This is a genomic window from Algimonas ampicilliniresistens, from assembly GCF_030159955.1.
GTDB classification, from domain to species: domain Bacteria; phylum Pseudomonadota; class Alphaproteobacteria; order Caulobacterales; family Maricaulaceae; genus Litorimonas; species Litorimonas ampicilliniresistens.
The window spans coordinates 91345-115972 of sequence record NZ_BSNK01000002.1 but is presented as its reverse complement, the minus strand read 5'-3'; the positions used below and the strand labels follow the sequence as shown (position 1 = coordinate 115972).

The window sequence follows — 24628 nt, the reverse complement described above, 5'->3', positions numbered from 1 at the left end:
GAGGCTGCCCGTGAGCGAAGTCCTGATTTCCCCGTCCATCTTGTCAGCTGACTTTGCAGCGTTAGGGCAGGCGGTGGCTGATGTTGATGCTGCTGGGGCCGACATGATCCATGTGGATGTGATGGATGGCCATTATGTCCCCAACATCACGATCGGCCCGGCCGTTGTGAAAGCGCTGCGGCCGCATTCCAGCAAACCTTTTGACGTCCATCTGATGATTGCGCCCGCGGATCCGTTTATTGACGCGTTCGTAGAAGCCGGCGCGGACTTTCTTTCAATCCATCCCGATGCTGGACCCCATGTTCATCGGAGTCTGCAAGCGATCCGTGCGCGCGGCGCGAAACCGGGCCTAGTGCTCAATCCCGGCACACCCGCCGCCACAATCGAACCGGTTATTGATCTACTCGACCTTGTTCTGGTGATGAGCGTCAATCCCGGGTTTGGCGGCCAAAGCTTTATTGATAGCCAGCTTCGTAAGATCGAAGCCTTGCGCAAGATGATTGATCAAACTGGACGAGACATTGTTCTAGAAGTGGATGGGGGCGTGAATCCCCAGACGGCGCCGCTTTGTATTTCTGCCGGCGCGAGTGCTCTGGTCGCAGGGAGCGCAGTCTTTAAAGGGGCGGGATCTCTGAGCGAAAACATTGCTGCCTTGCGCGCCGATCCAATCCGCGCGGCGGTCTGATCGGCGCGGTTTGACCCGACGCGTCACGATATCAGATGCGCTTCGCGCACGCATGGGCCGGTCTGTGGTTGGCGCTACAGCGTCACTTTTGCCTACGCGAAAGTCGAGAGGGCGCCCGCCAAAGCTGAACCCGGTCATGATAGCCATGCCTTATGGCAAAAAGTCAACTGGGACCGAATTATTGGCGGGGCGGTGGTGCTTTGCTGGCCAGACTGTCGATGTCGGCGCTCACGGCCATCCTTTCTCCGTATCTATGCCGTCAGAGCGCTACGCCGGGTGGATTCATGATTTTGACTGGCTGTTCGATCTTCTCACAGCTCAGGGCGGCGCGGCGAAGGCCGGACAATTAGCGGTGCAATGGGCTGATCTGTTTGCAGGCGGCAACAGCTTCGTCTTTGCGCCGGATCGCCTCGCCCGAAGAGGTCTGAACTGGGGTCGTGCCCTATCCGCTTTGCCAGATCCGACCGGTCAACTCGCGGCGCGATATGCTGGACAGATGCGGGCGCTTAGACGCGCTTTGTCGCGCGTCAGTCCGGGCCTACCAATGCTCCGCGCCCAAGCTGCATTGGTGATTTTTGGGGCCCGTTTAAACGACAAAGCGGAGACGGTCTTAGCCCGCGCGCTTGATGGGCTTGATGAAGAAATAACGGGGCAGATCCTTGCGGATGGCGGCCATATCAGCCGTTCTCCCATGGCGACGCTTGATGCCCTTGAGATTTTGATGGGAACCGACGCAGTCTTGCAGGCGGCGGGTTTGGAAGGGTCGCGGGCGCTAGGGCGCGCGATTGATCGGCTCATGCCGATGGTTGCGACACTGCGCCATACGGACGGTGCGATGGCCGTTTTCCATGGTGGTCATGAGGGTGACCCGGACAGAGTGTCAGCGCTCCTTCGGGGTCGCGATGGTGGCGAGTCCGATCCTCAACCGTTCGCCTATGGCCCGCATACGGGCTACCACAGGCTCGATGCAGGTGAGAGCGTCGTCTTGATTGATACGCAGAGCGTTGCACCGCGCCCATATGACCTTGATGCGCATTTGGCTCCGCTCGCTATGGAAATCTCGACATCTGAAGGTCGATTGCTGGTGAATTGCGGGTGGCACCCTGCCGCTGCGCCAGATTGGCGTCGACCCGTCCGGGCCAGTGCAGCCCATTCAACCCTAACTTTGGCTGATCGTTCGCCAGGCGAAATCCTCGAAGACGGCTTTATGGCTGACGCGCTTGGCGCAGTGGTTGCAGAAGACTCCGGTATCGTGCGTGCCCGTCTTAAGGAGCAAAGTAGTGGTATTTGGTTGGAAAGCTCGCATGACGGTTATAAAGATGCGCACGGCCTCGTGCATCGACGCAGGTTATTTGTAGGTGAGGATGGCGGTGATATTCGTGGCGAAGATAGCTTGTTTGTGCCGATGGGTGACGCGCCGCTCTCACGCGATCCTGTTCCTTTTGCCCTGCGGTTCCATTTCCATCCTGATGTCCGCGTGAGCCTCGCTCAGGATCTATCCAGCGCGTTACTTGTGCAGAATGGCCGTTCTGGCTGGCGTTTCCGCACGGATGGTGGCCCATTAGCGGTTGAACCGAGCGTCTATCTCGCTGGCGGGGCGCGCCCTGTCCGCTGTCAGCAGCTTGTCATTTCCGGCAACGCTTTAGGGGATGGAGATGGTCAGGGACGCGACAATCGTGTGCGCTGGTCACTGCGTCGTCTCAGGGGTCGATCAACGTGACCCGAAACAAGTCCGACACATCTAACGCCCGCACACCTCTGCATAGCGCCTTAATCAGCATAGCGCTGGTTTTGTTTGACGGCGCTATGGCGTGGTTAGCCATGTTGATGGCTGTGCGTTTGCGGTATGATTCCATCAACCGACCCATCCAAGCCGATATTGATCATCGCTCAGCGATTGTTGCGGCTATCGTCGCCGTTCTCGTTTGGGCGTTTATGCGTCAGGATAGAGCGATCTGGCGGTTCACGTCGCTTGCCGATTTCAGACGCCTTCTCGCAGGCGTTGTCGTTGTTATGCTGATCGTCCCGCTTGTGCTCTTCTTGGGATTTGAACGCGGCGAACATTTCCCACGCTCAGCCCCATTTATTGCGGGGCTTTTATTTGCGCTCGGTATCATTCTGTCACGCCTGATCGCGATGGTGATCCGCAATGGTGATGTGCGCGCGCTCTACCGCTCACCTTCGCACTTTTCGCATGATGCTATTCTGGTTGGACAGGCGTCTAATTTGTACAATTATCTGCGCGATAGCTCGCGTCGCGACCGCGCCAAGGGCTTTAATCCGGTCGGCCTGATTGAAACATCGGGGCAATATGCGGGACGCTCAATCCGCTCAGTGCCGGTGCTCGGTAAGCCGGACGATTTGGCCCCCATCTATCGCAAGCTGGCGGCCCGACGAGATCGTCCCCTACATATTCTCTCGCTGGACCCCAACCCCGACCGCCAACTCACGCAGCATTTAATCAAAGTGGCGGCTGAATTGGATGCACCGCTATCAAGATCAGCGCCTGGACCTAATAAAGGTCTGACTCGGTTCGAAGCCGCCGATCTGATTGGGCGTGACCCGCGTCTGCTCGACATGACGCCCGTATCGCAGCTCATTTCTGGCAAGCGGGTTCTGATTACCGGAGCAGGTGGCTCTATCGGCTCAGAACTTTCCATGCAGATCGCCCGGCTCGCACCCAGCCATCTTGCGCTAGTGGATGTAAGCGAACTCAACCTGTTCAATTTGGAACGCCATCTGGCGCCATTGCAACCCTATGCCCACTCTGCGCCTTGGCGAACCTATTTGGGTGATGTGTGTAGCGCGGGGCGCATGGACGAAATCTTCGCAGCTGAACGGCCCGAAATTGTGCTGCATGCGGCAGCGTTGAAACATGTGCCGTCAGGTGAACGTAACCCGGTCGAGACGCTCCGGACTAATGTTTTGGGCACGCATGTCACGCTCGACATGTGCGAAATTTACGGGGTTGAGCATTTCGTTTTGATCTCAACGGACAAGGCTGTGGACCCGGCGAATGTCATGGGCGCGTCCAAACGTGTGGTCGAATTGCTGACACTCGCGCGTCAGAGTCAGGTGCCGACTATGCATGCATCCGCCGTGCGTTTTGGGAACGTGCTGGCCTCAACCGGCTCAGTCGTCACTCTATTTGAAGAACAGATTGCGGCGGGCGGACCCGTCACGGTCACCCATGAAGATATGAACCGGTATTTCATGACGGTTGAAGAAGCGTCGTCGCTCGTGCTGCAGGCTGCGGCCCTCAACGCCGCGCAGGAAGCTGAAACAGCGCATATCTATGTGTTGGAGATGGGCGATCCGGTGAATATCGCGCAACTGGCCCGCAACCTGATCCGTTTGCGGGGCAAGGTTCCTGAGGAAGATATCGAAATCCTCTATACAGGTTTGCGTCCCGGCGAAAAACTGACAGAGCGTCTCACCCATAGTGAAGAGATGTTGTCGCCGACCCCGGTATCGGGCGTGGCGCGGTTTGATGCGCTTGTGGTTGATCCGACGTCAATCCTGCGGCGGGTTGATGTTCTTCTCGATGCGATTGACCGACGGGATCGGGTGCAGATCAAGAAGGCCTTGACCGGCTTGCTCAAAGGCTATGCGCCAAAGGATACGCTGGACGGGCTACAGCCAATCCACGATCTACCTGCGCCGGCGAACATTCCCGGACTGAAATCCCCGCGACCAGGGCCTTCTTCACAGTAGATGGCCTTCTTCACAGTAAACCGTCTGGATCGTCTGGTTTGAGATTGCGGACCGTGATAGCGCGCCCGCGTCCATTCCTCTTCTCTTCGACGGACCGACCATGCCTAGCCCTAATCCTGACCTTAAACCTTTTGATCCAGACCGTCGCCGCCCAGTCGCGCGCGCCCTGATTTCTGTCTCTGATAAGTCGCGTCTGATTGATCAGGCCAAAGCCTTGTCCGATCTTGGCGTCGAACTGGTCAGTACAGGCGGCACGCGACGCGCCATTGCTGATGCGGGAATTGCCGTCAGCGATGTAGCGGATTTAACCGGGTTTCCGGAAATGATGGATGGCCGGGTTAAGACGCTGCACCCAATGGTACATGGCGGCTTGCTCGGTGAGCGTGATCTATCCAGCCATGTCGACGCGATGAGCGCGCATAATATCCGTCCGATCGATCTGTTGATCGTCAATCTTTACCTGTTTGAACAGGCTGTGGCCGCTGGCGGCGATTATGAAACCTGTGTCGAAAATATCGACATTGGTGGTCCAGCCATGATTCGGGCAGGGGCGAAGAACCACGCCCATGTTGCGGTGTGTGTCGATGCAGATGATGTGGACGCCGTGATTGCGGAAATGCGCGATAATGATGGCCAGACGTCGGGCACGTTGCGCCAACGCTTGGCGCATAAATCCTTTGCGCGCACCGCTCATTATGATGCGGCAATTAGTAATTATTTCGCTGGCGTTCGCGGCGATATGGCGCCGGAATACCGCGCCCAAGGCGGCTCACTGCGTCAAAGCCTGCGCTATGGTGAAAATCCTCACCAGACGGCGGCCTTCTATTCCGACGGATCGGACCGTCCCGGCGTAGCCACCGCGGACCAGCTCCAAGGTAAAGCTCTGTCCTACAACAATATCAACGATACGGACGCGGCCTATGAACTGGTCGCGGAATTTGGTGATGCCCGGAGCGGTCGCCGACCCGCCGTTGCGATCATCAAACACGCCAATCCGTGCGGCGTTGCCGTCGCGGATAATTTCATTTCAGCCTATAAAAACGCGCTTGCTTGCGACCCCGTCAGTGCCTTTGGCGGCATTGTCGCACTGAACGGCTTACTAGACGAAGACACGGCCAAAGAGATTGTGAAGGTCTTCACCGAAGTCGTGATTGCGCCCGACGCCACAGAGGCTGCGATCAAGGTCTTTGCTAAAAAGAAGAACCTACGTCTGTTGATTGCGGGTGATCTACCCAACCCGTCGGATGCGTCGCTCACCTACCGGAATGTAGCGGGCGGTATTCTTGTACAGGACCGCGATAATGGTCATGTCGCTGACGGCGCGCTCAAAGTGGTCACCAAACGTGCGCCGAACGAGACCGAAATGGCGGACCTCAAAATGGCGTGGCGTGTTGCAAAACATGTCAAATCCAACGCCATCGTGTATGTAAAAGAAGGCTCCACGGCTGGGATCGGCGCGGGCCAGATGAGCCGTTTGGACTCAGCCCGCATTGCAGCCCGCAAGGCCGAAGACGCAAAAGAGGCCGCCGGTTGGGATGAACTCCGCACTCAAGGCTGCGCCTGTGCATCCGACGCCTTCTTCCCTTTCGCAGACGGTATGCTCGCTGCTGCTGCTGCGGGCGCGACCGCCATCATCCAACCGGGCGGTTCAATCCGCGACGACGAAGTCATCGCAGCCGCTGACGAAGCCGGGCTTGCCATGGTGTTCACAGGGATGCGGCACTTTAGGCATTAGAGCTTGGCTGTAATCACCTTTGCGTCAGAGGTCCGGGTCAAGCGTCGATTTCTTCACGATATCAACCTATAGGCTCGCTCATGCGCGCCCTGTTCTTGTCTCTCTTTCTCTGGTTAATCGCGACAACGAGCGCTTTTGCGACCACCTCGCTCTCTGTCGATACGGGGAGGGTCGAGGCGTCGCTGCTCTCTTCTCATTATACGGTCACGCCGGGGCAGACGTTTCAGATCGCCCTGAAGACGGAGCTGGACGAGAACTGGCACACTTATTGGCGTAACCCCGGCGACAGTGGTGAGCCGGTCCAGATTACGTGGATTCTGCCCGACGCGCTTAGCGCGGACGACATTGTCTGGCCCTTGCCCGACACCATTCCGACAGGACCGATTATCAATTACGGATTTGAGGGTGCTCCGCTCTTTCCGGTCGCGTTCACCGTGGCTGAGAATGCCGCGATCGGCTCGATCCTCGAGATTGAGGCGCAGGTCTATTACCTCGTTTGTTATGATATCTGCATTCCCGAAGACGGTACGTTGCGGATCGTTTTGCAAGTGTCCGAGACGGCGGATCTGAACGATGAAAACGCTGCCGCAATCGTTGAAGCGATTGGTCAAGCTCCGCGCGAGATTGCGGTCCGTGCGGCCATGCAGGCCGACGGCGCGGCCTTGTCGATCCAATTTTCTGACCTTCCCGAGGGTGATTTTTCGGACGCCTATTTCTTCCCCTATGACAAAACACTCTTAGTCCATTCCGACCCCCAAGTTGTGAGCGTCGGCCCAGATGGGATCCAGATCGACACGAGCGCAAGCTTTGGCTGGCAAGATGGGTTTTCCGGCTCACAATCAGGCGTGCTGGCGTTTGATCTTAACGGTGAGCGGACAGGACGTATTGTCAGTGTTGCGCCAGGCCCCGCCATTGCGGTGGGTGCCGTCGCAGGTAATCTTCCAGGGGGTTCTGGACCTTCGGGCGCACCCATTGGCTTACTCGGCGCTATTATTGGCGCGTTCATAGGCGGCCTCATTCTAAATCTGATGCCCTGCGTCTTCCCCGTCATCTCCTTGAAAGCGCTGAGTCTCGCCAAGTCAGCCCATAGCGAACGCGCGGTCGCGCGCCGTGAAGCGTGGGCTTATGCGTTCGGGATTTTTGCGACCTTCGCGATTTTGGTGGTCGTGCTTTTGGCTATCAAAGCAGGCGGTGCAGAACTCGGGTGGGGCTTCCAACTACAGAACCCTATCTTTGTGGGTCTGATGGCACTGTTGCTCTTTGCTGTTGGGCTCAATCTGGTCGGCGTGTTCGAAATTGCGGGTGGGACTTATCAAGGTACTGGCGCTGGTCTCGCAGGGCGAGGCGGACTTAGCGGGTCTTTCTTTACGGGCGCATTAGCCGTGCTTGTCGCAACGCCTTGTGCGGCCCCCTTCATGGCTACTGCGGTTGGATATGCCCTTTTGTCTGAATCTGCGTTCGTGACGATGTTGGTTTTCGCGGCGCTCGCGGCCGGTTTTGCTGCGCCGTTTATCTTGTTCGCCTACGCACCAGGTCTGTTATCAAAATTGCCAAAGCCAGGGCCATGGATGGTTCGTTTACGTGAATTCCTCTCATTTCCGATGTTCGCTGCGAGTTTGTTGTTTGTTTGGGTCGTGGGTAATCAAGCGGGCGTCGACGGCATGGGATTGGTCCTGCTGGCCATGCTCGCTTTCGCGCTGGCCGTTTGGCTGTTGCAGCGCAAGGGGATATGGCGGATCGTCGGCGTAGCCACCATCATTCTTGCGATAGCTTTGCCCTTTGCAGCTCGGACTGAGACAGCCACTGGTTCGGCTGATATCGCGACAGATGCATGGAGTCCGGAACGGGTCGCTGAACTGCGCGCGGAGGGCCGTCCTGTCTTTGTCGATTTCACGGCTGACTGGTGTGTGACGTGTAAGGTCAATGAGCGGTTGGTGTTGAAAACCGACTCTGTGAAACAGGCTTTTGCAGAGACAAACACCGCGTTTCTGATCGCAGATTGGACGAATAAGAATGATGTTATCGCCCGTGAGCTCGAAAGTTATGGCCGGGCTGGTGTGCCGCTTTACCTATACTTTCCAGCGTCTGACAATTCCGTGAGGGGGCAAGTTCTCCCTCAAATCCTGACGGTCGATATGTTATTAAATACGCTTAAGGGGACCTGATAAATTTCTAACGGAGAGTGACAATGAAGACTTTCGCCCTAGCCTTAACCTTGCCTCTGGCATCCGTGTTGGCCTTTTCAGCGCCCGCATTTGCTAAAATTGCAACGGGGTCGACGGTGTCCGATATGGCCGTCGTCGATAGTAATGGCGTAACCCACAATCTTTCCGATTTTGAAGGCCAGCGTGTCATCCTGGAATGGACGAACGAAGGCTGCCCTTACGTCAAAAAGCATTATAAGAGTAACAATATGCAGGCTCTGCAGCGCGAAGCGACGGCGTCTGAGACAGAGACTGTTTGGCTCTCCGTGATCTCTTCCGCGCCCGGCAAACAGGGTCACAAGGACGGCAACGGTGCCAATCAGACTGTGGAGCGCTATGCAGCCGCTCCGACGGCTGTCATCCTCGACGAAGAGGGCACGATGGGCCTAGCATTCTCTGCGCGGACGACGCCGCACATGTATATTATCGATGCGGACCAGACGTTGGTCTATCAAGGCGCAATTGACGATAATAGCTCATCTAGCGTCGCATCCATTGACGGGGCAACAAACTATGTCCGGGCCGCTCTGGCCGATCTGGATGCGGGCCGTGCTGTCGCGACCACAGATACACAGCCCTATGGTTGCTCGGTTAAATACGCATCTTAGAGATCGACAAAGACTCAGAATGAAAGAAAGCCCGCCAAATTGGCGGGCTTTTTCTATTCAATGGTCTCAACCGTAAGGTTATTATTGGTGAAGACGCAGATCCGATCGGCGATCCCCATGGCTTTGCGGGCCAAGGTTTCGGCGTCTTCTTCATATTCGGTCATAGCGAGAGCGGCAGCGTAGGCGTAGTTACCGCCAGAGCCGATGGCGACAATGCCTTCATCAGGTTCGACGACGTCACCATTTCCGGTCAGCACAAACGTCTGATCCGCGTCAGCCACGATCAGCATGGCTTCCAAATTGCGGAGATATTTGTCGGTCCGCCAATCCTTGGTCAGTTCGACACAGGCGCGGGCGAGTTGGGTCGGATATTGTTCGAGCTTGGTTTCAAGGCGTTCCAGAAGCGCGAAGGCATCCGCCGTCGCCCCCGCAAACCCAGCCAACACGTTTCCGCCGCCGACACGACGAACTTTGCGGGTTTTTGCCTTCATCACGGTGTTACCCGCGCTGACTTGGCCATCACCCACAACCACAACTTTGCCGTTCTTACGTACAGATAGAATGGTCGTGCTACGCCATTTTTCATTTAGATAATCATCGCTCATGAGAGCGATGTGGTCATGGTGAGCCAGAGCGTCAAGCGGCTGAGTGTTTAGCGACCCCAGCGGGCCGTCGTTCCGCGCCCGTCAACATGAACAAACGGGCCGTGGACCGCATTGGCCCGGTAAGCGCCGATCCCACCCTTGGGCAGGTCCTTCTGGTTCTTGTAGAGCTTTTGCGCATAGTCGTAGAGCCAATTGGCGTCAGCCTTGGTGATTTTTCCGTCGCGGTTCAGATCATCCATATTGCCGTTGCGAGGTTTGTAATCGACATAGATATCAGCGGCATCGCCATACATGTGGCGAGAGAATTTAGCCGATCCGATGGCTGAGTTATAAAATGGTGTGCGAAAGCCGCTCATCACGAAAAATGTGTCTGCATCCGTCGTTTTGTCATCGTTGAGGGATGTCAGCAGGGCTTCTAAACGCCGCACATTATTCTGTGTCACCAGAACATATTTCGGCCAGTGCCCCGGCTGTTGTTTGCACAGAAATTGCCCAACTTTGAAATGTGGGGAGAGCGCGTGTTCGCGATCTTCAGGACCGTCAAGACGAATGAAGCCTTTCGGCGGATTACGCGGATAGGTGCCAATACGGTAGCCATTCAGCCAGCCTTTGGAATCGATGTTGGTGCTGGGTTCCAAGACGAACACGTTGATTTTGGCGATTAAATTGCCGCCTGATATAAGTTCCGCCGGCAATGTTTGCGCTGTTTCTGGGGCGCGCCAAGCTGGCGTCCAAACGGCTCCATCAATAACCAGCTGGTGTCCTGCAGGCAGTTCAACCGCCAGTCCGTCACCCGGCATGATGGTCTCATACCATTGATCGAAAAGAGGGGCGTAGGCCGCTTCGCTTGTGCCGGAAAAACTAGTCTTAACGACGTCGCCCATCTGCGCATATGCAGGCAGGGCTGAAATCAGAGGCAATAAGAGTGCGGCCGCGAGGAGTGGCTTTATAGGTCGTATCATTATTGCAGCGTATCCGTCCGGTGACCGCTCTCATCATATGTTTCGACAAGAAGGTCATTACTATCATCTTCTGGACGTATATCGTCAGAATATGTCCCGTTCGCTAGCGTCGGTTTCTTAAATTGCTGATATATATCAGCGGGAAACTCAACACGGCCTTCAGGACTGACAACAGCAGGCAGATACGTCAGGTGAACCTGCACATGCCTGTCGAGATAGAAGCGTTCGCGTTCACGGCTTTCCAATGTGGTATTGAAAACCTCTGTCGAGACACCTTCATCTCCATCCGTCAGCCAATTTGCCATAGCGACAGGGTCTTGTAGGCGAATACAGCCAGATGATAGAGCGCGAACGTCCCGTTCAAACAGGTGGCGATCTGGTGTGTCGTGTAAATAGATGGAGTGCTTGTTCGGGAAAATGATCTTCAACTGACCCAATGCATTATGCGGTCCCGGCGTCTGAACCATTTGAATTTTTCTTGAAATGCCCGGTTCAGTCCAGTCAATATCATATGGATTGACCTTGGCGCGGGTCGCACGATCATAGACCACATAATTGTGGCGGGCGGCATAGCCTGGATCCTTACGCAGTTTGCGCAGCTTCTGACGTTTGAACAAACCAATCGGCAGGAACCACTTCGGGTTCACCACAATATATTCGATTTCGTCTGAGAATGCGTTGCTGGGCGTACGTTTCTTACCAACGATCGTGTCCATCGTAATCTCGCGGACGCCATTGTTCCAGCCTTCAACCCGATAGGATGGGATATTAACCCAGACATGACGCTCGCCCAGATTGGCGTTTTTGCGCCAGTGATTCATAGAGCGTTGGATGCGATCAATTTTTGACTCAACGCTTTCGTTAAGCGCGGCCAATGTCGCAGGGCCAAGGACGCCGTCTTGTTCCAAACCATGGGCCGCTTGGAATGCTTTGACTTGATCGACAAGCTCGTCATCATAAACGGTGGGCGCGAAACCCATATCCAGATCTAGACTGGCATATTGCCACTTCAAGGGTGATGGGTTGAAACAGCTCTCAGCTTTCAACCGCTCACGAAGCGCCGGAACGCGTGGATCATCCATGCCGGGCTCCAGCATGTCTTTGCCGTCGCGGATTTTCATCCAACCGCCATTCGCGGCGTGCTGGCGGTAATGCTTCAGAGCGTCCTTGAGCATGTCATATTGTGGAGACAAGCTCGAAAACCGTTCCATTGCTTTGATAGGATCACTTTGCCCCGCATCGCGTAAGGCTGTCACCAGATCGGACCGTGTCGGGCGTGCATCCGTGGATCGGACCATGCCGCCTTCGTCGGACAGACCGCCGCTCATCCGTGACGCTATGACCAACCAGGTGGCTGTAAGCTTCAGGTCACCAGAGGCGCGCTGGCCTGCGTCGCCTGTGAAGCGATCGTCAATAGCAGCGCGAAGTTCGTCATCTGTGAAACCAGAGTCAAAACCATTTTCCTGACAGGTTGGGTTTGCGAGCATCAGTTTCTCAGCCGCTTCACGCGTCCAGAGCGGAGCAAAAACGCCTTGAGCGTAGGCCTGACGGGCGGCTGCTTTCGCGCCGGGTGAAACCTTATCGCCGAGTGTTTCGTCGATCCGGCCTTCCATCACGCGGTCTTCGATCTCAGCGGCGATAGCAGACCCTTTAGGTTGCCCCATCAGCGATGTGACTAATTTTGTCGGGCCGTCGGCGCGTTTGACGGGAGAATGCATTTCTGCATTCGCCATGGGAACGGCAAACAAGACTGTGCTGAGGGCAATCGTGCTCGTTGCTAAGAGCTTCAAACCCTGCGTTCGGGCCTTGGGTGTCTGTGTCGAGTTAGCGTGTGTCATGCAGGTCAAACGCCTGCTTGCCCCGCAATGTTCCCATTGATTGTGTCTGGAGGCAGTTAAAGCGTGCGAGCGCGTTCAATCAGGAGGATCGGAACGCCGTCCCGGATGGGATAGGCAAGACCCGCCTTTTTGCTAACCAACTCATTGGTTTCATTGTCGTGGACTAAAGGTCCACGCGTTTTTGGGCAGACCAGAACCCCCATCATTTTTGGGTCGATAGGAACGGGGGCTGTCAGAGTGTCGGTCATAGGCTTTATTGTGTCGGCTGTGTCTGATTGTCATCGGCGCCGCCTGACGCATAGAGATGCATCAGCCCAATTAATAGGCGGCGACGCTCATCCGACGTCTCGGCTTCGATCAGCGATTGTTTGTCGGGCGATGAGAATGGGCTGATCATCGCCGCTTGATTGACAAGAATAGGTAAGGGGATTTCTGCAAGCGCTGTCCAGTCCACCTCAACCCCGACAGCTTTTGCGAGCGCCTTCATAGCAACTGTCAGCGCCGCACGGTCCGATCGTCCGGATTCGGACAAGGCCTCAGATGTCTGCCGGACCGCGTGTAGATCAGGATCTTCTCCAAAACGGTCATAGCTTACATCGGCCTGCCGATAGGGTGTGTCGACTGTGGGTAGCCCCGTAATCCGGAACCGGCGAAGTCCCTTGAGGACCACGAGATAGCGACCATCGTCAGTCTCAGAGAACTGAATGATCCGGCCGAGCCCGCCAACCTCGGCGATACCTGCTGGGTTGGAGTCATCGTCCGTGGTTTGCACCATACCGATCAATCGGTCGCCTTTGAGCGCATCGTCGATCATGTTGAGATAACGTGGCTCAAAAATATTGAGCGGCAGGTCACAGACAGGCAGCAACACCGCGCCGCCGAGCGGGAATATAGGAATCCGCGCAGGCGTCGTCCGACGGGCCAAGGATTTATAATGCGCGCTCATAAATCTGTTTACGCAAACAAGATCGAAGAGAGGCGGCGGCGACCGTCAATAGAGACCTCGCTTTCCGGTCCTTCGGCTTCAAAAATGGTGAGCAGGAAATGGCGGGCTGCCTCGTCATCATGCATTCGGTTGCGTCCGATTGAATAGATGAGGTGATCCACTGCCTCGGCGCGTCTGCCGCGCGCCGCGAGGGCCTTAGCAAAGACCAGACGCGCATTGAGGTTGGTTTCATCCGCCGCGACGGACGCTTCTGCGTCGCGGAGTTCCGTATCGTCTTGGGCAGGCGCGTCCGGTTCAGGCGCGCTTTCTCCCAGCGCGAGCTCAGAGCGGATTGAGGCCACTTCTGGGTGCTCTGACAGGGCGCCCGTCGCATTCTGAACCATTTCTGTCGCCATTTCCCGATTGCCCATATCCAAATAGACGCGCGCTAGTCCGGCCAAGGCAGAGCCGCTTTCCGGATCAAGCTGCAAGGCCTGCGCGAAGTCTTGCGCAGCACCGCCCGGATCACCAGCCGTCAGGCTATCGCGAGCCCGCAGGACGAGTGTTTCCGCTTCTTCCTTGGGATCCACGTCGCCGGACAGGCGCGCGATGAATTTGGATAATTCGCTTTCGGGTTGTGCGCCCATAAAGCCGTCGACCGGTTCGCCGTCCTTAAATGCGAAGACAGCTGGGATACTGCGCACGCCGAGTTGCCCTGCCACGCCTGGATTTTCATCGATGTTGATTTTGACTAGCTTGACCTTGCCGCCAACGGCTTTCACCTGTCGTTCCAGCGCGGGCATGAGTTGTTTACAGGGTCCGCACCATGGGGCCCAGAAATCTACCACGACGGGCGTTTCCTTGGACGCTTCAATTACGTCAGCCATAAAGGCAAGATCGGATGAGTCTTTTACGAGATCTGTCATGAGAGCTTAGATGGGCGACAGCTCGCGCAGGTTCAAGGCGGGTTCCGACAGAGTCGCGAAAAAGTGAGGGTCAACCGTGAGGGGCAGCCTCAGAGTCATTCGCCCATCGGAGCGTAGTAAAACTGTTCGCGGATAATTTTTCCGTCCGCATCAACCGTGTAGAGACCCACTTCGGACATTTGCATACGTTGGCTGCTCTCTTTTTCGGTCACGTCCATTTGGAAGATCAAGCTGAACTGATCCGGTGCATGGAAAAACGGGCCTTGGGCAGAGGTGGCATGTTCTTCAAATGCGCCGTCCCACCAATCATGCTTAGCTTGAATTGCCGCGAGACCTTGGGCTTCGCGCCCATTCGGCCCTTCCAGTGCCTCAACACTGACGCAATCGGCATGATAGAGCGTATTGAGTGCATCGCGCTCCGTGCCGGCATTACAATGCCCTGCCAACGCCGTTCCCGTCTTGACCAGATGTGTATCAAATCGCGCCTGTCCCATTGTCAGTCTCCTGCTGCTAGCCCCGCCAGATCGAGGATAAGCGGATCATGCTCCGTTGCTTTGGCGAAGGCAATGAGGTCGTCAGCCCGAACGCGCGTACTCGCTGTGTTACGCAAGGGATGAAACCAGACGAACTCTTGCTCGAACAGCGCCGCGTCGAGCACCAATCGGACTTGAGCGTTGGTGTCATTCATCACGGAAAACACGGTCACAGATCCGGGCCGCACACCTAGATGATCGAACAACGCCTCTTCTCGTCCAAAGGATAAGCGTTTCATTCCTAGATGAGCATGGAGTCGGTTCAGTTTGATCGGTGTGTCGGCCAACGCGCTGATCAAGACGAATTGACCCGCCTTGTCTTTCAAGAAGAGATTCTTGGAATGGCCACCCGGCAAGCGCGCTTTTATGTCCCGGCTTTCCTCAACGGTGAACACAGCCTCATGCTCTTCAGTCTGGTGAGCAATGCCCAGCTGGTCCAGTAGAGCATAGAGTTGGGGTTCATTAGGGTGTAAAGCGTTCATATGGCGGGCCTAAACACCGCGCTGCAAATTCTCAAATCTTGATGTTGCAACGCGGCGCGCACTTTCATATACGCCCGGCTTCAACGACTGCGATGCGGGCGTAGCTCAGTGGTAGAGCATCACCTTGCCAAGGTGAGGGTCGAGGGTTCGAATCTCTTCGCCCGCTCCAGTTGTTATCTCTTATTTCCAAAGCTTTATAAGTGGCGCGTCAGCGCCACTTGGCGTTGGCCATGACAGGCGTGGATATAGCGCGTCCGGGTTTTATCCCGATGTCTGCGCCGTACCCAATACGACAGCATTCACGAGCAAAAGATTCAATCCATGTAAATAGGCGCGTGTTGTCGGGTCTTGCGTGAACCCGATCACCATCCCGTCGCCTGCGGTCTGCATCATAACAAAAGGTTTGTGGGCGAGTTGGGCGCGGTTCTCTTCCCAGAGGTAGCCGCTCAGCAATAATTCGTCGGCGCTGGAAAATGAGAAAACATTCTCACCATCTTCGCGCTTCAGGGGACGATAAATATCATTGCCGATGACAAGCACATTGGCGGTGTCGTACCCGGCGGCCAGCCAGTGATCGGTGTTGGCAGACGCCTTTGCTAGAACGCCGGGGACGTCCTCAGGGGATGCCGCATGATTGGAGATGTAGCGTTCATAATCATCTTTTGTTTCAAGAATAAGGCCTTCCCCCCGGTCCTCTGTCTCATCGTCTGAACTGGGTTTTTCGACCTCCTCTGAGAGCGCTGCAAATTCGCGCTGTGTCGCCAGTAGAGGCGTGTCTCCCTGCGCCAAGGCGTTAATCGCTCCCTGCAGACCAATGACGACGCCGCCAGTTTTAGCAAAACGCCGGACATGTTCTAACGGTAGATCGCCGCGCATGTCGGGCACAATCAAGACGTCGTATAGACCCAACTCGGCATTCTCTAAATTAGACAATCTGATTGGGGCCACGGGCAGGCCAAGCTGTCGTTCAAGCACGAAACGCGTATTGCCGGCTGAAGTCGCGCGTGTGCCTTCGCCCCAAACCATTGCGATTTTGGGAAGTTCTACGGTTTTAAAAGCGCGGCTGCCAAAATTTGGCCCACGATCAACCCAGCTATTGGGCATACCAATCAGGGTGGATCCATAGGTTTGCGCGAGACCTTCTAGGACTTGTCGGAAATCAGCTGAGTTTCCTGATGTCGGGAAAATAACGGTGCCAGATGGAAATTTGGTGCCGCCTTGTTCAAACGACTTATCGGTCGATTTTGCATACAGCCCGGCTTTGAGGGCTGCGATGACCAGCCGAGCTTGGCCGCCATCCGTCCACGGCACGGCATAACCGAAACTGGCCTGGCCAGAGATATTGGCTTTGGCTGTTGCGTCCTTATCGACAGTAACCGCGTCACTCAGGTCGACATTGGCGCACATCTGCGACGAAACATTGTCCATTAAAGGTAAGGACCAGGCGGTCACGTCATAGAGTTCGTGATTGAGGTTCCGCGCGCGTCGATCTTCTTGGATGTCAATGAAGTCCGCGGCCAATTCTGTTGACGGCGCTAGAAGTGTGCGGGCCAAACGGCCCCTTGGCTGAGCGAGGTCAATAATGAGTGCACCGTTTTCATAGGATCGCCCACACTGCGATGTGCCGGGGCGGGTGCGTTGGACCGCAACTCCTTGCGACGCCATGCGGCCTGCCAACGACTCCGCCTCAAATGTCCAGCTTGATAGATCAAGGACGACGTATCGATCCTTACTGTCCTGCGCGCTGTCGACGGCGCTTTTCCGATAATCCGCATAATCGGTGAGATGTTTGGATTTGTTTCTCGCGACAACTTCCAAGGCGGACAGTGACGTCAAAACATTGTTTCTGACGCCCTCAGCATAGGTGAGCTTTGTTCCGTCGTGACGAGCGAATAGAAGGCCACGCGGTGAGGCCTGCTCATGCGTCATAGCGGTCGCGCCATTAAGCGTTGGCCACATATCGCCATAACCCGGATAGAAGGCATCATACACTTCGCGCGTGAAATACGGCACGCCGAACTTATCAAACCACTTCGCATGATTGAGCCCCATATCACTTTGTTTTGCGCGCTGCTCTGGCACAATAAGGGGGTTGAGAGGACGGGCAGGGGGCGGGAAGAAATAGGTGCTGTCGCCGCTCATTTCATGGCTATCGACATAGACAACAGGGTTCCATTCGAGAACAGCGCTGACTTTGCCTTTGGTTTCAGGTTGGGTGAGGGCGAACCAGTCCCGGTTCAGATCGAATAGATAATGATTATAACGTCCACGTGGCCACGGCTGGTCATGCTCTGCGGTATGCCTGTCGGCTAAAGGCTCAAGGCCTAGACTGGACTCAAAGCTGTGAACGAAACGGGCGCGGCCATCTGGGTTCTGGCTCGGGTCAATAATGACGATCACGTCGTCCAGAATCTTGTCGACGAGCGCGTTATTCTCTGCGGCCAGCAAATGATACGCGACGAACAGCGCACTGTCGGGGGGCGTTATTTCGTCCCCATGCACACCATAAGATAGCCAGACAACGGCAGGTATCTCCGCAATGATGCGGTCTTGATCGGCGGCGTTCAAATTTTGACCAGATGACAGCTGACCCATATCCATTTGGATAGCGTCGAGCCTCTGCATGTTTTCCGGAGACGAAATAACCGCGTAGATGAGGTCTCGACCCTGCCAAGTCTGACCATAATTCCGCACTTGTATGCGATCAGAGGCCGCCTCTTCCAAGGCATGAAAATAGTCAGAAATATCAGAAACGCTTGAGATCGCCTCACCATGGTCATGCCCGACGACCTGTTCCAATGTCGGAATAGTCTCAGCATAGGTGGCAGTGGGATATGCCTGCGCCGCCGCCAGCTGCGGGGCAAAGCAGATCGCTATGACGTTTAGAACAATGACAAGGCGGGCTAACCCGAAAGGTTTCTGAGAGTCATTGGACGTAAACAACATAATATCTCTTGCTTGGGGCTACTCGTTTTTACAAACCATCGTGCTGAGCAGCATTGGATATCGCTTCTCCTTAAAGAGAGAGGCGATGTGTCGTGCGATTACATAGAACCGTCGCTATTCAAGATACTGCTCATACCAATCCAGATAGCGGTTGTAACGGTCCCGCACGAAGCTTGGACGACGTATCCCGTGATGTTCATTCGGGTAAACGACGAGCTGAGTCGGTGTGCCAATCCGTTTCAAAGCCTGATAAAGCTGCTCTGAGTTTTGTATGGGAACATTCCAATCCAAGTGCCCGCCAATGACTAAGGTCGGAGTCGTGACCTTTCCGACATTGTTGAACGGATTAATGCGTTCCCAAGCGTCGATGTTTTCCCACGGTAAACCAAGTTCGGTTTCCCAGGCCAGCTGATAGATATCGTGCCCGTAATTGGCCCTATGATTGACCTCACTCGCACCAGACACAGCCGCCGTGTAACGGGTCGTTTGTGTGATCATATAGTTCGTCAAGATGCCGCCATAGGACCAGCCGCCAATCCCGATGCGATTCTCGTCGGCGATTTTATTGTCGATCAGATGGTCCGTAATTGCTTCGATGTCGGCAAAATCCGGAACGCCCCATTGCTGGTTCAGGGCATAGGAAAAGTCTTCGCCATATCCTGATGATCCGTGAGGGTTCGGCAGAACGGCGATATAACCCTTGGCGGCGTAAAGCTGGCCCCAGGAATCAAAGCTTGAGCTATGTTGGCCAACGGGTCCGCCATGGAAGTTAAAGATAACGGGATAAGGCTTTCCAGCGTCATAATCGGAAGGGTAATAGACGAAGCTTTCGACGTCCCTGCCTTGCCACCCACTGACCTTTAACCGCTCCACGCGAGCGAGGTTGACGCCGTCGAGCAAGTCTTTGTTGAGTTCGGTTAAACGAATGTCGCCTTGGCCCGCTCGCACATATACATCGGTCGGCTGATGATGAGATGAAAGGAGATAGGCAATCTCGCCGTTCTTCCCGAGGTCAAACCCTCGGATGACAGTGTCGGGTTGGCTATGGCGTGTCCGCGTGCCGGTCTCCACATCAAATTCAATGAGAGGTGAGTCGCCCTCATCGGCGGCCAGAGCATAAATGGACTCCCCCGATGGCGCATAAGCGAGCGAGTAGACGAAACGATCATAATCTTTTGTGAGAATTTCCACATCGCCACTGCCAGAGGCAGGAGCAATCGCCAAATGCTCGACATCATACCAAAGCTTCTCGGGCTCTGTGGATGTAATATGGGCGATTGATTGGCCATCCGGCGACCAAGCCGGCCCAAAGTCCGGGCCTTTATTTTGAGTAATTTGCGTGAGTGGGAAGGTTTTCGCGTCCGCATCTGCGGCAACTGTCCAAATATCACTATTGCTATTGGAATCTGGATCGCCCTGTCGCTTGGATACGAAGGCGATTTTCTGTCCGTCAGGACTCCAAGCTGGATCCTCATTGTCATAGTCGCCGCTTGTGATTTGTACGGGATCCGCCTCTCCATCGAAAAGATAAAGGTGCGTGCGGCGACGATCGAGGTAGCCGACATAGTCTTGTTTGAATTGTAGGCGATCAATCACCCACGGTTCGGCATCTTTTTCGTCCTCACCGTCTTCGGCTTCTGGCTTGGCGTCTTGGATGACCAGAACCATTTGATCTCCCGACGGGGAATAGGTGAATGAGTCTACACCTTGTTTAACCGTCGTATACTGACGCGCTTCACCACCACGTCGATCTAAGAGCCAGACTTGCGTTTCCGCATCTTCATCGTCCCCGCGAACCCCCAAAAACGCCAAATCTGTTCCATTCGGGCTCCAGCGTGGACTCGACGCGCTGCTATAGCTTGCCGTCATGGGTAGGCGTGTTTTTCCGTCGGTTGAGCTCATCCAGATTTGAGAAAAGGACTTGTCTTTCTCTTCGTCCATACGCCGGACGACATAAGCGACCCAAAGACCGTCAGGACTTATTTTCACATCGCTGACTGTCTTTAGCGACATCAGGTGATCAACAGTGAACGTAGAATCCGAAGCTTTTTCATCGTCCGCAAACGCAGGCGAATTGAGTGAAAATGCCATGAGAAGTGCGGACGTTAGACCGTAAAAAACCCGCGTTCTAAAGAGAGGGGATCGGTCAGGTGTTGAGAGCATCATTTTTTCTACGAGTTTTGTAAGGCTTGTCAATCAAACCCATAAACCCTGAACAACCTCTCGGTCGCTATTGACGGAAGGTGTAGCAAGACTAGCGTCCTGAAACTGTGCGCAACGACAAAGGGTCTTTCAGTGAAAACCATCATCAAATGGATTGCCATCGTGTTTGGCGGGCTTGTTGCTTTTGTCGCTATCTTGGCGTTTTTCGGAGAAAGTTTGGCGACGGCCTATCTCGGCGCACCTAAAGCATTCTCGGCAGAGAAAACGCCCGCGCGACTAGATTATACGTCGTTGGACAGTTGGGCTGCGCACCCCGATACATCCGACCCAACCGATCTTCATAAGGCGAATGAGACACCGCCCGAAGACGCCGCCCATCCCGTTGATGTTTTTTACGTTCACCCAACAACCTATTTCGGGCCGGGTGAATGGAATGCGATTGCGGATGATAGTAATTTCGCGGGGCAGCTATTGGAGCCTATTCTTGCCGTGCATGGCAGCGTCTTTCGGGATTGTTGCGATGTTTATTCGCCGCATTATCGACAGGCTCATATCGGTTCATTCATTCGCCATGGATCCCCAGCGAGCTTTGCCGCGCTCGATCTCGCATTCTTTGATGTGGATGCGGCGTTCGATGAATTTTTGTCGCAACGACATGCTGACCGACCGTTTATTATTGCCGGACACAGCCAAGGCTCTTTACATGCCATCCGGCTGATCGAGACTCGTATCCAAGGTACGGACTTGCAGGATCATATGATCGCAGCTTACCCGATTGGTTATTGGGTGCCTGCTGACAAGTTGACGCGGGGTCTAGGGCCGACGGGTCTGTGCCAGACGGCTGACCAAACAGGCTGTCTCGTGACCTATGATAGTTATGGCGATTTGGGTCCGGGTCGGGATCTGAGCGGGCAGATTCCCTACTGGTATGCGTCAGGCTGGGAATGGGTGTCTCCGCAGACAACGCTCTGCGTCAACCCTCTGAGTTGGGAAGCGAACACAGAGACGGTCTCAGCGGACGCCAATAAAGGGGCTCTGACAACGGACTCCGTATTTTCCCTCATAAGCCTTTTACGCGATCGAAATGACGGCATCACCTTTGACGCATTGCCAGACTCAGTTCCGGCGCTAACGGGGGCGCACTGTGATGCGAACGGGACCTTGTTTGTCGAAGGCCAAACCGAAGGCCCGTTTTCTGTCGGCATGGATCAGAAAACCCACATGTATCACAGCTATGACTGGTCGCTGTTTTACGAGAACCTGAAAGAGAATGTCGAAAACCGGATCGTAAAATTTGCTGGGTAAGGCGATCTTACCCTGACCTGCTGGCTACCTCTTAAGGCTTGGAGGCGAAGTCACTCCCCTATGCTGGCAAGCTATGGCCAGGGACTGTCACAAAGTCTCCATAGTAACGTCACGACACTGCAATCTGACCGTCATCTGTTTGAAACATCTCGGTCGCAGGGGCGCTTCGAAATCTTCGAAGAGGTGACTCGTGTCTCGCAAATCCGTTTTCGCGCCAAACTGGCTCGTTTCCGCGTCTGTTGCAGTTCTCTGCGCCGGACTCCCACATCTAGCTGCAGCTAATATGCTGACAGGTCAGGTGACTGACGCCACAGGTCAGGCGCCGTTTGAGGGTGCCATTATCCGCATCGATGAAACGGGTCAGACAACCGCCACCAATCGGTTTGGGCAGTATCGGCTGATCAATCTTGAGCCCGGCACATACACGGTGACGGTAGAGTATATCGGTGCGCCGTCAGTCACGCAGACCATAGTGATCCCAGAAGCTGGGGCGGACCTTGATTTCATTTTAGGCGACGACGTTGCCTATGAAGATAATATCATCGTTGTCGGGACAAAGGCCGCGCAAGCAAGCGCTTTGAATCAACAGCGGGTTTCAGACGCCCTCATCACGGTCATCGACTCTGATGGGTTGGGTAACTTCCCAGACACGACCGTTGCGGAATCACTGTCGCGCGCCGTTGGCCTTTCGGTTGAGACCGATCAGGGCGAAGGGCGATATGTCTCGATTCGGGGTATCAATACGGACCTGATTTCGTCTTCGATCAACGGTGTGCGGACCCCGTCGCCAGAAGGCCGTCGCGGCGTATTGCTGGACGGTGTGCCGTCTGATTTGTTGGATGGGATCGAAGTGCAGAAATCCCTGACGCCGGACGTCGATGCAGACAGCATTGGCGGCGTCATCAACCTAAAAACGCTGTCGGCCTTTGACCGGAAGAACCAGTTCTTCCGCGCCAAAGTCGAAGGCGCTTATAATGAGATCACGGACCAAGTGTCGCCCAAGGGCTCTGTCACCTATTCCAATACATGGGCCGATACGTTCGGCGCGGCGGTATCAGTCACCTATCAAGACCTGGCGATTGAATCGCATAATAACGAAATCGGCGAATGGGATCGCGACGCCAACGGCAACTTCTTTGTTGCTGATGATTATGAGCAGCGTTGGTATGACCTGACCCGAGAGCGGATCGGTCTGGTTGCAAACTTTGACTGGCGTGTGTCTGACAATACCGAACTTTATCTGCGTACCCTCTATAACCGATACGTCGAAGATGAAATCCGCAACAAGTTCGAATTTCGTGAATTTGACGAAGAGATCATTGGTGTCACGCCGGACAGCACCACGATCCGGCGCGGCGAAGTCGATGCCGAAGGAAAGTTACGCAAGGAAATTCGTAACATCCAGACCTACTCGGTTGGCGGCGAAAGCTTTGCCGGTGCTTGGACGGTCGATTACCAAGCCTCCTACGCCTATGCTGAAGAGGATGACGCCGACAATCACGACATCAAATTCCGGTCTACGCCGGAACAAAGAGATAGCAATGTCGGCTCTATCACGCTGACCTATGATGATCCGCAGCAGCCTATCGTCTCCGGTCAGGCGCTGCCCTTCCTGCTGACCCCGTCTAACTATGAGCTCGATGTGTTCGAGCGGGAATTTACGATCAATAAAGACACGGAATATGGCGCGCAGTTCAATGTCGCCTATGACGGCCAGCTTGGCGATACGCCAGTCGTCTGGAAAGCAGGTGCGAAATATCGCGACCGCAAGAAGACACGGGATCAGAATATCGTTTTCTACGAACGTGACGATGTTAATCTCGCTGACTTTATCCGCTCAGACGCTGAAGTTACGGATTGGCGTCTGAGTAACCGCATGTTCCGTTGGCCGGATGCAAACCTGACATCGGCTTTGCGCGGCGCGTTTACCGAAGATGAATTGGTGCTCGACGATACATTGCTGGAATCCAGTGTCGGTGATTACCGCATCGATGAGCGTATTCTTGCGGGTTATGGCATGGGGACGTTCACATTGGGGCAGGCGACAGTGGTCGCAGGCGCCCGGGTCGAACAGACGAATGTCGATTTGCTCGGCAATCTTTTTGATGAAGCAACCCTGACGGCCACACCACGTGAAGTCTCACAGGATTATACGGATGTATTGCCATCCGTAAACTTCCGCTATGATTTCAATGATCGTGTGATCGGACGTGCCGCCTATTACGCCGCCGTTGTCCGCCCAGCCTTTGGCGACATGGCGCCGACAGCTCTGCTCAATGATGACCGGGACGAAATCGAACTCGGTAATCCAAACCTTCAGCCTTATGATGCGGACAATTTCGACATTGGTTTGGAATTTTATCCGACCAACCTATCCGTCTTTTCAATCGGTGCGTTCTATAAATCGATTGATAATGCCATCTTCCCGGCGGAATTCGATATTGCCGACTTGCCTACTGACATTGACCTAAGTTTCCTGCCTGCTGCGACGCTGGCTGGGATCACCGACGTCAACACCTTCATCAATGTCGGCTCAAGCAAGATTTACGGTATGGAAGTCAACTATATTCAGAATGTCGGCGATCTGTCGGACGCGCTGGACGGATTCATCTTTTCGACCAATCTGACCTTGTCAGATAGCGAAGCGACCTTGCCAGACGGACGCGATGTCCCGTTCCTGAAACAGTCCAGCGCCGTCTGGAACATCGCGCTGGCTTACGACAAAGGGCCATGGGACCTGCGCGTATCAGGCAATTATCGCGGTGACTTCCTTGACGAGTTACAAGAAGCCGAGCTTGACCGTTATACGGATGATCGGTTCCGCGTGGAAGCGTCAGCTAAATACCGGGTGAGCCGTCAGTTGCAGCTTTATCTCGAAGGACGGAACCTGACGGACGCACCGGAATATTACTATTTCGGCGACGAGTCTCGTCTCTCACAATATGACGAATTCGGCCGGACAGTCGTCTTCGGTGCCCGCTTTACTTATTAGGAGCT

Annotated in this window: 18 protein-coding genes and 1 tRNA gene; 9 read left to right on the top strand and 10 right to left on the bottom strand. The window is 55.0% G+C overall.

Annotated elements, in window-relative coordinates; all coding sequences use genetic code 11:
* Nucleotides 1-10: 10 nt before the first annotated feature.
* The 6 genes from rpe to QQL54_RS08520 all read left to right on the top strand — a co-directional run bounded on the left by rpe (nucleotide 11) and on the right by QQL54_RS08520 (nucleotide 8946).
* Nucleotides 11-685, top strand: a complete 675-nt coding sequence (gene rpe / locus QQL54_RS08545; protein ID WP_284389629.1) for a ribulose-phosphate 3-epimerase — start codon at nucleotides 11-13, stop codon at nucleotides 683-685.
* 136 nt (nucleotides 686-821) lie between these two features.
* A complete protein-coding gene (locus QQL54_RS08540) occupies nucleotides 822-2405 on the top strand; it encodes a heparinase II/III family protein (RefSeq protein WP_284389626.1) in 1584 nt (527 codons plus the stop codon).
* Entirely contained in the window at nucleotides 2402-4399 is a 1998-nt protein-coding gene (locus QQL54_RS08535) for a polysaccharide biosynthesis protein (RefSeq protein ID WP_284389624.1), read from the top strand. Before QQL54_RS08540 ends, QQL54_RS08535 begins: the two co-directional genes overlap by 4 nt.
* A gap of 100 nt (nucleotides 4400-4499) precedes the next feature.
* Nucleotides 4500-6134 (top strand): bifunctional phosphoribosylaminoimidazolecarboxamide formyltransferase/IMP cyclohydrolase, encoded by a 1635-nt coding sequence (gene purH, locus QQL54_RS08530; protein ID WP_284389622.1) that lies wholly within the window; start codon nucleotides 4500-4502, stop codon nucleotides 6132-6134.
* 80 nt (nucleotides 6135-6214) lie between these two features.
* A complete protein-coding gene (locus QQL54_RS08525; RefSeq protein WP_284389620.1) occupies nucleotides 6215-8299 on the top strand; it encodes a protein-disulfide reductase DsbD family protein in 2085 nt (694 codons plus the stop codon).
* Between the two features lie 23 nt (nucleotides 8300-8322).
* Complete coding sequence (locus QQL54_RS08520) at nucleotides 8323-8946, top strand: redoxin domain-containing protein (protein ID WP_284389617.1); 624 nt, start codon at nucleotides 8323-8325, stop codon at nucleotides 8944-8946.
* Between the two features lie 53 nt (nucleotides 8947-8999).
* On the opposite strand, the gene hslV is transcribed toward QQL54_RS08520, so the two are convergent.
* The 8 genes from hslV to QQL54_RS08480 form a co-directional block, all read right to left on the bottom strand.
* Nucleotides 9000-9551 carry an ATP-dependent protease subunit HslV gene (gene hslV, locus QQL54_RS08515; protein ID WP_284389615.1) on the bottom strand — a complete coding sequence of 184 codons (552 nt, stop codon included), beginning with the start codon at nucleotides 9549-9551 and terminating at the stop codon, nucleotides 9000-9002.
* 47 nt (nucleotides 9552-9598) lie between these two features.
* Nucleotides 9599-10513, bottom strand: coding sequence for a D-Ala-D-Ala carboxypeptidase family metallohydrolase (locus QQL54_RS08510; protein WP_284389614.1), 915 nt, complete (start codon nucleotides 10511-10513; stop codon nucleotides 9599-9601).
* On the bottom strand, nucleotides 10513-12351 hold the full coding sequence (locus QQL54_RS08505) for a L,D-transpeptidase family protein (RefSeq protein ID WP_284389612.1): 1839 nt from the start codon (nucleotides 12349-12351) through the stop codon (nucleotides 10513-10515). The genes QQL54_RS08510 and QQL54_RS08505 overlap by 1 nt, the downstream gene beginning before the upstream one ends.
* A gap of 56 nt (nucleotides 12352-12407) precedes the next feature.
* The gene (locus QQL54_RS08500; protein ID WP_284389609.1) at nucleotides 12408-12599 is read right to left on the bottom strand and encodes a Trm112 family protein; all 192 of its coding nucleotides are present in this window, start codon (nucleotides 12597-12599) and stop codon (nucleotides 12408-12410) included.
* A 5-nt stretch (nucleotides 12600-12604) separates the two neighbouring features.
* Nucleotides 12605-13297: an LON peptidase substrate-binding domain-containing protein gene (locus tag QQL54_RS08495; protein WP_284389608.1), complete on the bottom strand. Its 693-nt coding sequence runs from the start codon at nucleotides 13295-13297 to the stop codon at nucleotides 12605-12607.
* A gap of 8 nt (nucleotides 13298-13305) precedes the next feature.
* Entirely contained in the window at nucleotides 13306-14202 is an 897-nt protein-coding gene (gene trxA / locus QQL54_RS08490) for a thioredoxin (RefSeq protein ID WP_284389606.1), read from the bottom strand.
* A 95-nt stretch (nucleotides 14203-14297) separates the two neighbouring features.
* Nucleotides 14298-14696: a SnoaL-like domain-containing protein gene (locus QQL54_RS08485; protein ID WP_284389604.1), complete on the bottom strand. Its 399-nt coding sequence runs from the start codon at nucleotides 14694-14696 to the stop codon at nucleotides 14298-14300.
* Nucleotides 14697-14698: 2 nt separating this feature from the next.
* On the bottom strand, nucleotides 14699-15217 hold the full coding sequence (locus QQL54_RS08480; RefSeq protein WP_284389602.1) for a prolyl-tRNA synthetase associated domain-containing protein: 519 nt from the start codon (nucleotides 15215-15217) through the stop codon (nucleotides 14699-14701).
* 94 nt (nucleotides 15218-15311) lie between these two features.
* Here QQL54_RS08480 and QQL54_RS08475 point away from each other — a divergent pair.
* Nucleotides 15312-15386: transfer RNA gene (locus QQL54_RS08475), tRNA-Gly, on the top strand.
* 92 nt (nucleotides 15387-15478) lie between these two features.
* Here QQL54_RS08475 and QQL54_RS08470 read toward each other — a convergent pair.
* Nucleotides 15479-18163 carry a M14 family zinc carboxypeptidase gene (locus QQL54_RS08470; RefSeq protein WP_284389600.1) on the bottom strand — a complete coding sequence of 895 codons (2685 nt, stop codon included), beginning with the start codon at nucleotides 18161-18163 and terminating at the stop codon, nucleotides 15479-15481.
* Between the two features lie 114 nt (nucleotides 18164-18277).
* Nucleotides 18278-20254 (bottom strand): S9 family peptidase, encoded by a 1977-nt coding sequence (locus tag QQL54_RS08465; RefSeq protein WP_284389596.1) that lies wholly within the window; start codon nucleotides 20252-20254, stop codon nucleotides 18278-18280.
* A gap of 204 nt (nucleotides 20255-20458) precedes the next feature.
* Here QQL54_RS08465 and QQL54_RS08460 point away from each other — a divergent pair, with 204 nt between their 5' ends.
* Nucleotides 20459-21631, top strand: a complete 1173-nt coding sequence (locus tag QQL54_RS08460; protein ID WP_284389594.1) for a DUF3089 domain-containing protein — start codon at nucleotides 20459-20461, stop codon at nucleotides 21629-21631.
* Between the two features lie 190 nt (nucleotides 21632-21821).
* Entirely contained in the window at nucleotides 21822-24623 is a 2802-nt protein-coding gene (locus QQL54_RS08455) for a TonB-dependent receptor (protein ID WP_284389592.1), read from the top strand.
* Nucleotides 24624-24628: the final 5 nt, after the last annotated feature.